9 protein-coding genes, 1 tRNA gene and 1 pseudogene are annotated in these 13,192 nt (G+C 77.0%); 6 read left to right on the forward strand and 5 right to left on the reverse strand.

From position 1 onward, the window contains the following. Window positions 1-34 precede the first annotated feature (34 nt). Window positions 35-108 (reverse strand) — tRNA-Pro (locus OIE69_RS08460). A gap of 180 nt (window positions 109-288) precedes the next feature. On the opposite strand from OIE69_RS08460, the gene OIE69_RS08465 reads away from it, so the two are divergent. Next, on the forward strand, window positions 289-579 hold the full coding sequence (locus OIE69_RS08465; RefSeq protein ID WP_026251357.1) for a YiaA/YiaB family inner membrane protein: 291 nt from the start codon (window positions 289-291) through the stop codon (window positions 577-579). Here the strand turns inward: OIE69_RS08465 and soxR are convergent. Next, window positions 560-1,038, reverse strand: a pseudogene (soxR, locus tag OIE69_RS08470) (redox-sensitive transcriptional activator SoxR). The gene OIE69_RS08465 and the pseudogene soxR sit on opposite strands and share 20 nt — an antisense overlap. A gap of 53 nt (window positions 1,039-1,091) precedes the next feature. Here soxR and OIE69_RS08475 point away from each other — a divergent pair. Next, complete coding sequence (locus OIE69_RS08475; protein ID WP_326571324.1) at window positions 1,092-1,793, forward strand: transketolase; 702 nt, start codon at window positions 1,092-1,094, stop codon at window positions 1,791-1,793. A 29-nt stretch (window positions 1,794-1,822) separates the two neighbouring features. Further along, window positions 1,823-2,764: a transketolase family protein gene (locus tag OIE69_RS08480; RefSeq protein ID WP_326571325.1), complete on the forward strand. Its 942-nt coding sequence runs from the start codon at window positions 1,823-1,825 to the stop codon at window positions 2,762-2,764. Here the strand turns inward: OIE69_RS08480 and OIE69_RS08485 are convergent. After that, the gene (locus OIE69_RS08485) at window positions 2,761-3,726 is read right to left on the reverse strand and encodes an aldo/keto reductase (RefSeq protein ID WP_326571326.1); all 966 of its coding nucleotides are present in this window, start codon (window positions 3,724-3,726) and stop codon (window positions 2,761-2,763) included. The genes OIE69_RS08480 and OIE69_RS08485 overlap by 4 nt on opposite strands. A gap of 119 nt (window positions 3,727-3,845) precedes the next feature. On the opposite strand from OIE69_RS08485, the gene OIE69_RS08490 reads away from it, so the two are divergent. Genes OIE69_RS08490 through OIE69_RS08500 form a run of 3 tightly spaced genes read left to right on the forward strand, consistent with a single transcriptional unit; the run spans window position 3,846 to window position 7,746 of the window. Beyond that, window positions 3,846-6,521, forward strand: coding sequence for an alpha/beta fold hydrolase (locus tag OIE69_RS08490; protein ID WP_326571327.1), 2,676 nt, complete (start codon window positions 3,846-3,848; stop codon window positions 6,519-6,521). Further along, complete coding sequence (locus OIE69_RS08495) at window positions 6,518-7,372, forward strand: ABC transporter permease (protein ID WP_326571328.1); 855 nt, start codon at window positions 6,518-6,520, stop codon at window positions 7,370-7,372. The genes OIE69_RS08490 and OIE69_RS08495 overlap by 4 nt, the downstream gene beginning before the upstream one ends. Window positions 7,373-7,404: 32 nt before the next feature. Next, window positions 7,405-7,746 carry a ribosomal protein L7/L12 gene (locus OIE69_RS08500; protein WP_326571329.1) on the forward strand — a complete coding sequence of 114 codons (342 nt, stop codon included), beginning with the start codon at window positions 7,405-7,407 and terminating at the stop codon, window positions 7,744-7,746. 4 nt (window positions 7,747-7,750) lie between these two features. Here the strand turns inward: OIE69_RS08500 and OIE69_RS08505 are convergent, their stop codons facing one another. Both OIE69_RS08505 and OIE69_RS08510 read right to left on the reverse strand, forming a co-directional pair. Next, on the reverse strand, window positions 7,751-9,535 hold the full coding sequence (locus OIE69_RS08505) for a hypothetical protein (protein WP_326571330.1): 1,785 nt from the start codon (window positions 9,533-9,535) through the stop codon (window positions 7,751-7,753). Further along, window positions 9,532-13,188, reverse strand: a complete 3,657-nt coding sequence (locus OIE69_RS08510; RefSeq protein ID WP_326571331.1) for a vWA domain-containing protein — start codon at window positions 13,186-13,188, stop codon at window positions 9,532-9,534. Before OIE69_RS08510 ends, OIE69_RS08505 begins: the two co-directional genes overlap by 4 nt. Window positions 13,189-13,192 lie beyond the last annotated feature (4 nt).

The raw sequence follows: 13,192 nt of genomic DNA on the forward strand, positions 1-13,192 counted from the left end.
TTGTCATGAATGACAAACCCGCTGGTCAGCACCGTCGGGACGACAGGATTTGAACCTGCGACCCCTTGACCCCCAGTCAAGTGCGCTACCAAGCTGCGCCACGTCCCGGTGCCGGCTCGTACCGAGTTTCCCACCCGGCCGACCGCGCACGAGAACAATACCGCACGTCGTCGGGTGCTCGCTCGCACCATTCCCGCACCACGCGCGGCGCCGCCGGTGCGGGGTACCGGGACCCGGATGAGTAGCCGTACTCATGTGGCGCGGGCGGCGGCGGCCGATGCTTCAGGCATGGCGAATCCGATCCAGCAGCAGAACACGGCGGCCTACTCGGCGCAGGCCGCGATCTCTTTCGCCGTCGCCCTCGGGGCGATGGTCGTGGGCATCGCCTACCTGCCGGTCGGCCCGTGGGTGCGGGCCTTCCTGGCGGTGGGGCTGCTCTACGTCGTGACCTCGGCGTTCACGCTCGCCAAGGTCGTCCGCGACCGGCAGGAGGCCGGCCAGGTGACGAGCCGGGTGGACCAGGCGCGGCTGGACAAGCTGCTGTCCGAGCACGACCCGTTCAAGGTCGACGGGGTGTAGCCGACTCGTCGCCCAGCAGGTACCGCGCGCCGGGCCCCCTGGTGGCGGCGGTGTCGTCCGGGTTGTACAGGGCGCACTTGCGCAGGGAGAGGCAGCCGCAGCCGATGCAGCCGGTGAAGTTGCCCTTGAGCCGTTCCAGCTCCGCGATCTGCTCGTCGATGCGGGGGTCCAGGTGCGGGCGACGGCGTTCCACTCGGCGGCGCTGGGGGCGCGGCCCTCGGGGAGCCGGGCGAGGGCGGCGGCGGCCTCCTCCAGCGACAGGCCGACCCGCTGGGCGGCCCGGATGAAGGCGACGCGGCGCAGCGTCACGCGGGGGTAGCGGCGCTGCCCGCCGGCGGTGCGCTCGGAGCGGATGAGCCCGAGCTCCTCGTAGTAGCGCAGGGCCGAGGTGGCGAGACCGCTGCGCGCGGCGAGCTCGCCGATGGCCAGGCGGTCGCGGCGCGGTGCTGGGTCGCTCACGGGCCGAGCGTAGCGCTTGACCTCAAGCCGACTTGAAGTTGCACCCTCGACTCATGACTCCGACCAGTGCGGACACCGCGTACGGATACGACGACCTCCGGCGGCTGATGTCGCTCATGACCGGCGACGAGAAGCACGGGCCCGCCGCCACCTCCACCCTCGACGTGCTGTGGGTGCTCTACCACCGCGTGCTGCGGGTGACCCCGGGGACGGTGGAGGACCCCGGCCGGGACCGCTTCCTGCTCTCCAAGGGCCACGGCCCGATGGCGTACTACGCGGTGCTCGCCGCCAAGGGCTTCGTCCCGGAGGAGTGGCTGCCGGGCTTCGGCTCCTTCGGCTCGCCGCTCGGCCACCACCCGGACCGGGTGCTCGTGCCGGGCGCCGAGATCGGCTCCGGCTCGCTCGGCCACGGACTGCCGATCGCCGTGGGCAGCGCCCTGGGGCTGCGGGCGCAGGGCCTGACCGGCGCCGCGGTGTGGGTGCTGGTCGGCGACGCCGAACTGGACGAGGGCAGCAACCACGAGGCCGTCGCCTTCGCCGGCGCCATGGGGCTGGAGGGCCTGCACGTCGTCGCCGTCGACAACACCTCCGCCACCTACCGGCGCCCGGGAGGTCCCGCCTCGCTCTTCGCGGGCGAGGGCTGGTCCGTGACGAGCGTCGACGGCCGTGACCACGAGGCCCTGTACGACGCGTTCACCGCACCGCACCCCGGACGGCCGCACGCCGTCGTCGCCCGAGTCGAGCCCAAGCGGTGACCACCGCCCCGAGCCGAGGAGACCTTCCGATGGACACCATGCGTGACCGCTTCACCGCCGTCGCCTCCCGCCTGCTGGACGAGGACCCCCGGCTGGCCGTCGTGCTGGCGGTCATCTCCGGGGACCGCTTCACGGACGCCGCCCGGCGCCACCCCGACCGGGTGATCGACGTGGGCATCCGCGAGCAGCTGCTGGTCAGCGTCGCGGGCGGGCTGGCGCTGACCGGGCTGCGGCCGATCGTCCACACCTTCTGCAGCTTCCTGGTGGAACGCCCCTTCGAGCAGGTCAAGCTGGACCTGGGGCACCAGGCCGCGGGCGCGGTGCTGGTCAGCTCGGGCGCCTCGTACGACATCGCCGCGGGGGGCCGCACCCACCAGGCCCCCGGTGACGTCGCCCTGCTGGACACCCTGGACGGCTGGACCGTGCACGTGCCCGGCCACCCGGACGAGGCCGAGGCCCTGGTCCGGCACGCGGCGGCCGCCGACGACAACCGGGTCTACGTGCGGCTCAGCGAGCAGTCCAACCGCAGCGCGCGGCCCGTCTCGCCGGGCCGGTTCCGGGTGCTGCGCGAGGGCCGGGCGGGCGTGGTGGTCGCCGTGGGCCCGCTCCTGGACGCCACGCTGGAGGCCGTCGCGGACCTGGACGTCACGGTGCTGTACGCCTCCACGGTGCGCCCCTTCGACGCGGCCGGGCTGCGGGCGGCCGTGGCGGGCACGGAGGCGGCGGACGTGGTGCTGGTCGAGCCGTACCTGGCGGGCACGTCGGCGTCGTTCGCCGCCGAGGCGCTGCTCGACCTGCCGCACCGCGTCCTCGCGCTGGGCACCGCCCGGGAGGAGCTGCGCCGGTACGGCACCTGGCAGGAGCACGTGGCGGCGCACGGCCTGGACGCCGCCGGGCTGCGGGCGCGGATCGGGGGCTTCCTGGCGGGCTCCCGCCGCCCGGCGGGCCTCGCGGGCTCGGGCGTCGGCTAGCTCCAGGGAAGCTCCGCGCGGTGCCGCCAGTACGCCGGGGCCGGTTCGGCCAGGGCGGTCAGCCGGGCCAGTTGCTCCGCGTCGAGCCCGACGGAGGCGGCCCGGGCGTTGGCGGTGACCTGGCCGGTGGTGGCGGCGCCGGAGAGCACGACGCCGGCCCAGGGGCGGCGCAGGACCGCGGCGAGGGCCACCGCGTCCGGCGTCGCCCCGGTCCGGGCGGCCACCTCGGCGAGGGGGGAGTCGGGATCGGCCGTCGCCAGGCGGCCGTTGGCCATGGCCTCCTTGACGATCACCATCAGTCCGGCGTCGTGGGCCTCGGCCAGGGCGGGCCCCGCGGAGGGCTCCATCAGGTTGTAGGTGGCCTGCACGACGGTGAACAGGCGCCGCCCGTCCACCGTCACCTTCAGCGCCGCGCGGATCGCCTCGGCCTGCAGCGGGCCGCTGGTGGACAGTCCGACGGCCACCCCGTCGGCCGCCAGCCGGGCGAGGCGTGCGTGGAGGTCGCGGTCGGTGAGGGCCGGGCTGTCCGGGGTGACGGAGTGGATCTGGTAGAGGTCGAGGCGGTCGCCGAGCAGGGCTCGGGTCTCGGCGATCTGCCGGTCGTAGGTGGCGGTGCCGTGGTCCTTGACCTCGTGCACCTCGGCGTCGGCCCGCCAGCCGGCCGTGTAGGTGTAACCCCACTTGCTGCCGATCAGCACGTCGGTGGCCTCGGGGTGGGCGTCCAGCCAGCTCGCGAGGAACTCCTCGGCCAGGCCGTAGGAGCGGGCCGCGTCGAAGTAGCGGATGCCGAGCGCGTAGGCGGTGTCGAGGACGGCGTGGGCGCGGTCCCGCATCGCCTCGACGGTGCGGTCGGCGGGCAGGTCGGCGACGCGGCCGAGGTCGATGTAGGCGGGACGGCCGACGGCGGCGAGGCCGAGACCCAGCCGGGGCAGCGGGGCGGTGACGAGTCGTTCGAAGGGCACGATCGCCACCGTACTCCCGGTGGAGTACGCCGATCCGGTGCCTGAGGCGGACGTCGCGGGTGATCACCGGAATGCATAGTGGGAGCGTCACACTCGTCGTCCCCGTCCGAGGATCACGCATGCGATTCGCCCTGCCCAGGACCTGGCGCACACGGCGCCGGCTGGCGGCCGGCGCCGCCGCCCTCGCCCTGCTCGCCGGTGGCGGCGCCGTCACCCTCGCGACGGCCGACTCCCCCGCACCCGTGCGCCGCCAGGACCGGGTCTTCTCCATGCCCGAGGCACCGGGCAGCGCCACGAAGGTGCGGATCGACACCTCCTACTTCACCTCCGGCGGGTCGGCGCCGCGCCCGGCGGTGCTGCTCGCGCACGGATTCGGCGGCAGCAAGGACGACATGAGGGCCCAGGCCGAGTCCCTCGCCCGCAGCGGCTACGCCGTGCTGACCTGGTCCGCGCGGGGCTTCGGCGCCTCCGGTGGGCGGATCGGGCTCAACTCCCCCGACGCGGAGGTCGCCGACGTCTCGCGGCTCGTCGACTGGCTCGGCCGGCGGCCCGAGGTGCTGCGCGACGGCCGGGACGACCCACGGGTCGGCGTCACGGGGGCCTCGTACGGCGGGGCCATCTCGCTGCTGGCCGCCGGGTACGACCGGCGGGTGGACGCCATCGTGCCCGCGATCACCTGGTGGGACCTGGGCGAATCGCTGTTCCCGCAGGGCGTGTTCAAGAAGCTGTGGGCGGGGATCTTCTTCTCCACGGGCTCGCGCGGCGCCACGTGCGGCTTCACCGCCGAACTGTGCGCGATGTACGACCGGTCGGCCGTCGCCGGCCGCCCGGACGCCGCGACGCTGCGGCTGCTGACGCGCTCCAGCCCTTCCTCGGTGGCCGGGCGCGTCAAGGTGCCGACCCTGGTGGTGCAGGGCCAGAACGACTCCCTCTTCCCGCTGGACCAGGGCGACGCCATCGCCCGCGCCGTCGCCGCGAACGGCGCGCCCGTGGCCGTCGACTGGTTCTCCGGCGGGCACGACGGCGGCGACCAGGAGACGTCCCGGATCGAGGCGCGCACCACGGCCTGGTTCGACCGCTGGCTGAAGCGGGACAAGGCAGCCGACACCGGGCCCGCGTTCCGCGTCACCCGGACCGGAGGCGTCGACACCACCGACGGCAGGGCGGTGCGCCGCGGCGCGGACGCGGACGCGTACCCGGGGCTCGAGGGCACGCGGACCCGGACGGTCCCGCTCGGCGGGCGCGCGCAGACGGTCGCCAACCCGGCCGGCGGCAGCCCGCCCGCGATCTCGGCGGTGCCCGGTGTGGGCGCCCTCTCGCAGCTCTCCGACCTCGGCCAGGGGCTGTCGCTGTCCCTGGACTTCCCCGGTCAGCGCGCCGCCTTCGACTCGGCGCCGCTGACCTCGGCGCTGCGGCTGACGGGCGCCGCGACGACGCGGGTCACCGTCGAAACGGACGCGCCCGCGGGCGCGGTGCTCTTCGCGAAGCTCTACGACGTGGCCCCCGGCGGCAACGAGACGCTGCCGCACCAACTGGTCGCGCCGCTGCGGGTCGCGGGGGACGGCACGGTGTCGGTGCGGCTGCCCGTCGTGGACCACGAGTTCGCCGCCGGCCACCGGCTGCGGCTGGTCCTGTCCACCACCGACCTGGGCTACGCCTCCCCCGTCGAGGCCGCCACGTACCGGGTGTCCCTGCCCGAGGGCGGCGCGCTGACCGTGCCGACCGACCCGGGGCTGACCACCGGTCAGGGCGCACTGCCCGCCTGGGTGTGGCTGCTTCCGGTCGGCGCGCTCGCGCTGGCGGCGGCCCTGCTGCTGACCGGCCGCCGCCGGGCGGGCGCGGTGCGGCAGGCGCCGGACCCGGCCCTCGCGGACGTGCCCCTGGAGATCACCGGACTGTCCAAGCGGTACCGCGGCGCGGCGGACCGCTACGCCGTGCGGGAGCTGTCGTTCCGGGTCGAGCGGGGCCAGGTGCTGGGGCTCCTCGGCCCCAACGGCGCGGGCAAGACGACCACGATGCGCATGATGATGGGCCTCATCCGGCCCGACGCGGGCACCATCCGTGTGTTCGGCCACGCGATCCGGCCGGGTGCGCCCGTGCTGTCCCGGGTGGGCGCCTTCGTGGAGGGCGCGGGCTTCCTGCCGCACCTGACGGGGCGGGCCAACCTGGAGCTGTACTGGCGGGCGACGGGCCGGCCGGCTGCCGACGCCCACGTCGAGGAGGCCCTGGAGATCGCGGGCCTCGGCGAGGCCCTGGAGCGCGCGGTGCGCACGTACTCGCAGGGCATGCGGCAGCGGCTCGCCATCGCGCAGGCCATGCTCGGCCTGCCCGACCTGCTCATCCTCGACGAGCCGACCAACGGGCTCGACCCGCCGCAGATCCGCGAGATGCGCGACGTGGTGCGGCGCTACGCGGCCGCCGGCCGTACCGTCCTCGTCTCCAGCCACCTGCTGTCGGAGGTCGAGCAGAGCTGCACGCACCTGGTCGTGATGGACAAGGGGCGGCTCGTCGCGGCCGGTCCGGTCGGCGAGATCGCCGGGAGCGGGCAGGCGCTCTTCGTCGGCGCCCCGGGCATGGCCGGCGAGCAGCGGGAGGCGGTCGCCGCGAAGCTGTCGGCGCTGCCCGGCGTCGAGGCGGCCGAGCCCGCGGACGGCGGGCTGCTCGTCCGGCCGGGCGGGATGACCGTGCCGGAGCTGCTGTCCGAACTCCTGCGGCTCGACGTGCCGGTGGAGCGGGTCGGCCCGCACCGCCGCCTGGAGGACGCGTTCCTGACCCTGATCGGAGGTCCCGCGTGACCGAGACCCTGGAACTGGCCGAGGGATACCGTCCGGGCCGCACGCTCCCGCTGCGGGTCGAGGCGGTACGGCAGTTGCTGCGGCGGCGCACGCTCGTCGCGTTCGGCGTCGTGCTCGGCCTGCCCGTGATCGTGTGGGCGGCCTTCGCCATCGGCGGCACCCCGCGGGGTCGGAACTCCGGCCCGACGATGATGGACGTGGCCACCGCCTCCGGCGTCAACTTCTCGCTGGCGGTGCTCTTCGTCTCCTCCGGCTTCCTGCTGACGATCCCGGTCGCCCTGTTCTTCGGCGACACGATCGCCTCGGAGGCCAACTGGTCCTCCCTGCGCTACCTGCTGGCCGCCCCGGTGCCCCGCGCCCGGCTGCTCGCCTCCAAGGCACTGGTGTCCCTGGTCTTCAGCGCCGCCGCCGTGCTGGCGCTGCCCACGGTGGCGCTCGGCGTCGGCACGCTCGCCTACGGCTGGGGCGACCTCGAGCTCACCACGGCCGGCGCGCTGCCCCCGGGCACCGCGACGGGCCGGCTCGCGATCGCCGCCCTGTACGTCTTCGTGGGCCAACTGGCCGTCGCGGGCTTCGCCCTCTGGCTCTCCACGCTCACCGACGCGCCGCTGGGGGCGGTCGGCGGGGCCGTGGGCGTCGCGATCCTCTCCAACATCCTGGACGCCATCACGGCGCTGGGCTCGCTGCGGGACGTCCTGCCGACGCACTGGCAGTACGCCTGGATCGACGCGCTCCAGCCGAGGCTCGAGTGGTCGGGCATGCTCAAGGGCACCTCGGTGTCGCTGTCCTTCGCAGTGGTGTTCGTCGCGCTGGCCTTCCGCGGCTTCCGGGGGAAGGACATCGTGTCCTGAGGGGCGGGGCTGAGATCTGAGGGGGGCAGAGGGTGGAGGAACCGGCGTACAGCGTGCTGCTGACCGGGGCCGGGGACGCGGACCGGAAGCTGGACGTCGTACGGGCGCTTCGGTCCGTGACGGGGCTGAGTGCCTGGCGGAGCAGGCAACTCCTCGAGTCCGTACCACTCGTGGTTCTGGAGGATGTCTCGCTGGGGGTGGCCGAGAACGCCGCGCGGCTGCTCGAGGCGGCCGGGGCCGGGGCCCGGGTGCGCTGCACATGGAGCGGGTGCGTCTTCGCCCCCGGATCCGGCCCTGGTGGCGAGCAGCCGTGCATTCCTCCCGACTGGTCGGCGGAGGGCTGCCCGCCGGCACGCCGCTCCCTCCGCCGCTGAGCCGTTACGCCGGGCTGCCCACCGCCCCGACGGGCGGCACCCGGGCGTCGGCTGACGGGTCGGCTGACGGGTCGGCGCCCCAGGCCGCGGCGCACAGTGCGCGGGAGAGTTCGTCGGCGTAGACGGCGGCGGCGAGCCAGGCGAGGGCGAAGCGGTCGGTGTCGGCGGGCAGGAGGCGGCCGAAGGCGTCGCGGCCGCGGTCGGCCGCGGCGCGGTGGATGTCGTCGACCAGGTCCGCGGCGGTCGGCAGGGCGGCGCGGCGCAGGCGCCGGGCGTCGGGGGCCGAACTCGTGGGCAGGGCGAGGACCCGGCGGCCACCGGAGGCGGCCTGGTGGACGCGGCGGAGCAGAAGGTGGACGGGGGCCTCGTCCGGCGCGTCGGGCGCCGGCAGGGGGACCGCCGGTGCGGCGGCGGGGAGGTCGGCGCGCTGCAGGCGGTCGAGCCCGGTGTCGACGCGGGCCTCGGGATCGGCCGGGTGGCTGGTGGCCAGCAGCAGCGCGCGGGGGTGGGGGGCGGGGTCGAGCCGGGCGATGACACGCAGCCGGGTGCCCGGCGCGTCCGCGAGCAGCCGCAGGTTGTCGCGGTGGGGCAACGCGGGGTGGTCGTGCGCGGCGGCGAGCCGGATCGTCAGGTCGTCGCACCGGGCGAGCAGGCAGTCGCCGCCGGCCTCGCGGACGGTTCCGGCGAGGGTGACGTCGAGGAAGAGCAGTCCGTCGTCGGCGCCGAGGGCGCGCACGGCCTGCTCGGCGACGGGCACCCGCCACAGGCGGTCCAGGGGCTCGGCCGTCCAGGCGGCGCCGGATGCCCGTACGGCGCGGACGGCGGCGCCCGCGCCGAGGCGGCCGGTGGGCGAGACCGTCGCGCCGGACACGGCCAGGCCCGCGCGGGAGAGTTCGCGGTGGGTGAGGGCGGTGTCCCCGATGCGCACAGCCCGGTCGGCGGCGCCCGTCGCGCGGCCGGGGCCGCCGGGGGCGACGTCGGAGACGGTGCAGAGGCGGCCGTCGGCGTCCGTCGTCCAGGTGACGGCGCCCGCGTAGCCGCTCGCGGTGAGGACGGGCTCGGAGAACAGCCCGTACAGCCGCAGCGAGCCGTCGGGGGTGTACGGCTGCCGGGCGGTGCCGCGCACGGCGGCCAGCTCGGTGCCGGTGGCGTGGGGCACGCGGTGCGCGGTGCCGAGGAGTTCGCGGAGCGCGGCGACCAGGTCGGCGAGGCGGTGCCCGGGATCGGCGGCGCGGGCGGCGCGCAGCCGGGTGACGACGGAGACCGCCGCGGCCGCGGCGCGGGGCAGTCCGGCCAGCCGGGCGGAGTGCGCCGCCCTCAGCAGTTCGGCCTGGACGACGGCGCCGGAGCCGTCGATGCCCGCGTCGAGGGCGGCCGCGCCCGCGGCGCGCAGGGCGCCGGCGGCGGCCCGCTGCTCCGGGGTGGCGGTCTCGGGCTCGGCTGCGGACGCCGCCTTCCCCTCGGGCTCCGGCAGGGCTGACTCGGCTGCCGGCCCGGAGGCCTCGGCGACGGGTGCGGCCGAGGCGGCTGCGGCGCGGTGCAGGCAGTCCGGGGCGAGCAGGCAGCCGCAGCGGACGTCCTCGGCGCGGGTCACCGTGCCGCCGGGGGCGAGGAGTTCGAGGTCGGTGTCGTCGTCGACGGCGATCCGCACGGTGTCGCCGTCGACGACGGCCGGGCGGGCCGCGAGCTTGGCCACTGCGGCATCGAGGCGCTTGCGCAGCCGCGGCGAGAGGGCCTCGACGAGTTCCGCGGTCACGGCGGGTGCGACCGGGGGGAGTTGCTGGTTCATGTGATCTTCTCCCCTACCCAGCGGGCGAGTTCGAGGGGGCTGAGGGCGGCGACCGGCATGCCCGCGGCGACGAGCTGCCCGGCGACGCCGGTGGAGTAGCGGGGGCGCCCGGCGTCGTCGAGGCTGGCGCAGCCCAGGACGTGGCAGCCGGCTCCGACCAGGGAGCGGACCTCGGCGAGGAGGCCGCCGAGCGGATACCCCTCCTCGAAGTCGCTGACGACCACGACGAGGGTGCGGGAGGGCACGGTCACCAGTTCGCGGGCGTGCCGCAGCCCGGCGGCGATGTGGGTGCCGCCGCCGACGCTCACCTCCAGGAGGAGGGAGAGCGGGTCCGCCACGTGGTCGGTGAGGTCGATGACCTCGGTGGAGAACGCCAGGAAGTGCGTGGACAGGGTGGGCACCCCGGCCAGGACGGAGGCGGTGAGCGCGGCCCAGATGGTGGAGGCCTCCATGGACCCCGACACGTCGGTCACCAGGATCAGCCGCCAGTCCGCGGCCCGCTGCGCCCGGGCGCGGAACACCGGCCGCTCCGGGATCACCTGGACGGTGCCGTCGGGAGCGCGGCGCGCGGTGGCCAGGTTGGCGCGCAGCGTACGGGCCAGGTCGAGGCCGCCACCGGGGCGCCGGCTCGGCCGCGGCAGGACGGTGCCGTGCAGCGCCGGGCGCAGCCGGGTGGCGAGTTGGCGGGTGAGTGCCTCGACCAGGCGCCGTACGAGCGGGCGAAGCGCGGCCAGCCGGGACTCCGGCAGCCCGCCCGCGTGGCGCAGGACGGTGCGCAGCAGGTCGACGGAGGGGCGCACGCTGTCGGGGTCGAGTTCGGCGACCACGTCCTTGCGGCCTGACGCGGCGGCGGTCGCCAGCACCTCCTCGCGGATGCCGGGCCCGAACAGCGCCGCCAGCTCCTCGGACCACTCGCGCACCCCGGGGTAGGGCGCCTCGCGGCCACCGCGGTCGCCGGCCGCGCCGTGGCCGCCGAGGTCGCCGCGGCTGCCCTCGCCCCGGCCGTTGCCGTACAGCTCGTCCAGCGCGGTGGCCAGGGCGGCGGCGGAGGGCGGCAGGCGGTCGCCCCGGCGGCCCAGCACGAGGCGCCACCGGTCGGCGGGCGCGAGGGTGCGGGCCGCGGCGGGGGCCTCGCCCGGTGCGCCGGGGGTGGTGGCGGACCGCTGCGTGCCCGGCGACGCCGCGGCGTCGGGCCCGGCCGGGAACGCCGTCACCGCCGGGCCGGTGGGGCTGGTGGGACTGGTGGGGCCGTCCTCGGCGGCCCGCCCGTGCGAGGGCGGCGTCGCGTGGGGCGGGAGCAGTGCGAGCCGGTCCAGGGCCGCGCGGGCGGCGAGGTCGGCACGGGTCCAGGTGGCGAGGGCGACGGGGTCGACGCCCGCGGTGTCGGCGATGCCCTCGGCGTCCAGGCGTTCCTCGACGGCGGCCAGGAGGCGGTCGCGGGCGGCCGGGCTGAGGGTGTCGAAGCCGCCGCGCAGGGCCGGGAGCCGGGAGAGGAACGCCCGGTCGGGCAGGTCGCGGACGCGGTCGAGCAGTGGTTCCAGTGCGGGGGCGGCCGCCTCGAGCAGCGGGCCGGCCGCCGTCAGCAGCCCGGTCAGCCGGGCGGTGAGGGCGGCCCGGGAGTCGGGGTCGCCCGCCGCGTCGACCCAGGAGGCGGCACGGGCGCCGAGGGTCTCGGCCGCCTCGTGCCCGAGGAGCACCCGGACGGCGCCCGCCGCGCCGCGCATGAGCGGGGAGCCGTCCGCGGCGAGCCGTGCGAGCGCGTCGGTGAGCCGGACGCCGCCCAGGAGGTCGGCGCGGTGGGCGAGTTCGAGCAGCGCGTGCGCGTCGGCGGGGTCCTCGGAGCCGGTGAGGCCGTCCACCTGGCGGACCGCCGCCGCGGTCAGCAGCTCGGCGACGGCGGCGACGCGGGCGGCGCGGGCCTCGTCGGCGCCGAGCCCGGCGATGTGCCCGGCCCGGACGCGGTCCAGCAGGGCGAGTCCCGCGAGGAGTTCGGGGAGGGTGCCGGTCGCGGGGAGCGCCTCGCCGGTCTCGGCGAGGCGTTCCCCGGCGAGCGCGGGCAGCCCGCACTCCGCGGCCTGGGCCAGTCCGGCGAGGGTCTGCGCCGCGGTCGGGCCGCCCTCGTCCGTCTCCTGGCGGCGGCGTTCGCGCAGCACGCCTTCTGCGGCCTGGAGGGCGGTGACGCCGCGGACCCCGGCGGCGGTGAGCATGGCCGCGGTGGCGGGTGTCCAGCGGACCTCCCATCGGGTGGTGAGGCCCTCGGTACCGGCCGCTCCCCTGACGTCCTTCGGTTCCGCGTAGGGCACGCCGCACACGGTGAGCCTGCGCAGCAGGAGTTCGCGGCGGCGGTCGAGATCGGAGCGGAGCGGGTCCAGGCGCAGGTCCCGGGCGTCGGCCGGGGCCGCGGCGTCCGGGCCGGGGGCGGGCAGGCCCAGCACGGCCAGTTCCGCCTCGACGGCGGGGGCGAGGCCGCTGCGCGGCGCGCCGGGCGCCGGGCGGCCGCCGCGGGTGCCGACCAGCACCCGTTCCATGGCGCGCGCCACGGCCCGTCCGCGGCCGTACGGCTCCCCCTGGGCCAGCACGGTCTGCACCGCCTCGACGAGCTCTCCCCGGCCGGCCGCGGGCAGCCCGCGGAGCCGGGCGAGGTCACCGGCGAGCCGGCTGATCTCGCGCGCGTCGGCGGGGCCCGACGGGTGTCCCTGGGAGCGCAGTTCGGCGCAGATGCGGACGGCGGCCCGGGTGAGCACCTCGTCGAGGGCTCCGGGGTCGCCGGCCGCCTCCAGCACCATGTGCTGCCACTCGGGGTCGCGGATGCCCGCCGGATAGCCGGAGCGTTCGTCCAGCAGGGGGTACGCGTAGGGGATCAGGGAGGTCGTCCACGCCGCGCCGCCCCCGGGTGCGTGCGGGGCGTCCGGGGCTTCCGGGTCGTCCTCGGGGGCGGTGCCCTGCGGCCACAGGCCGGCCGGGACCAGGGCCGGCGCGTGGAAGGCGCCGACGACGACGGCGGCGCGGCGGCCGTCCGCGGCGGCCTCGGCGACGCGGGCCCGCATCCACTGCTCGCGGCGCAGGTCGAGGGCGGGCACGCCGGCGCCCTCGGCGGCGTCCCGGCGCAGCGCCCATCCCGTCAGGAGCGCGGCGCGGCGCAGCGCCTCGGGCGGCGAGCCCGGGGCGGTGGCCTCGACGAGGCGGTCCCACAGGTCGTCGCCGGGACGGCCGGTGAGCCGGGCGCGCAGGGCGGCGTGGAGTCCGGGCCGGGGGTCGCCCGTCGGAGCCGTCGTACGTCCGGCGTCCCAGGCGCGGTCGGCGAGCGGCAGGTCGCAGGCGACGACGGGGACGCCGCACCGCGCCGCCCAGCGGACGGCGGCGAGTTCGGGCGAGAAGTCGGCGAAGGGGTAGAAGGCCGGGCCGTCGCCCCCGTCGCCGGGGGCGGCGGCGAGGGCGACGGGGGCCCGGGTGTCCTCGTGGGCGAGCCAGGGCAGCCACTCCTGCATCTCGCCGGGGAGTTCGACGAGCAGCACGTCGGGCTCGGCCCCGTCGAGCAGGGCGGGCAGCGCGGCCGCCAGAGACGGGGCGTGGTGCCGTACGCCGACGAGGTAGGGCGCCGACGGGTCGGTGAGGACCGCGGCGGCCTCGTCCGGGGTGAGGGGCAGGGACACGGGC

It is taken from the genome of Actinacidiphila glaucinigra (assembly GCF_035918135.1).
In the GTDB taxonomy this organism is placed as follows: domain Bacteria; phylum Actinomycetota; class Actinomycetes; order Streptomycetales; family Streptomycetaceae; genus Actinacidiphila; species Actinacidiphila glaucinigra.

Bases quoted from the DNA above. Each gene is read 5' to 3' on its own strand.
- OIE69_RS08465 (WP_026251357.1), top strand. From the start codon at position 289: ATGGCGAATCCGATCCAGCAGCAGAACACGGCGGCCTACTCGGCGCAG.
- OIE69_RS08490 (WP_326571327.1), top strand. From the start codon at position 3,846: ATGCGATTCGCCCTGCCCAGGACCTGGCGCACACGGCGCCGGCTGGCG.
- OIE69_RS08475 (WP_326571324.1), top strand. From the start codon at position 1,092: ATGACTCCGACCAGTGCGGACACCGCGTACGGATACGACGACCTCCGG.
- OIE69_RS08505 (WP_326571330.1), bottom strand. From the start codon at position 9,535: ATGAACCAGCAACTCCCCCCGGTCGCACCCGCCGTGACCGCGGAACTC.
- OIE69_RS08480 (WP_326571325.1), top strand. From the start codon at position 1,823: ATGGACACCATGCGTGACCGCTTCACCGCCGTCGCCTCCCGCCTGCTG.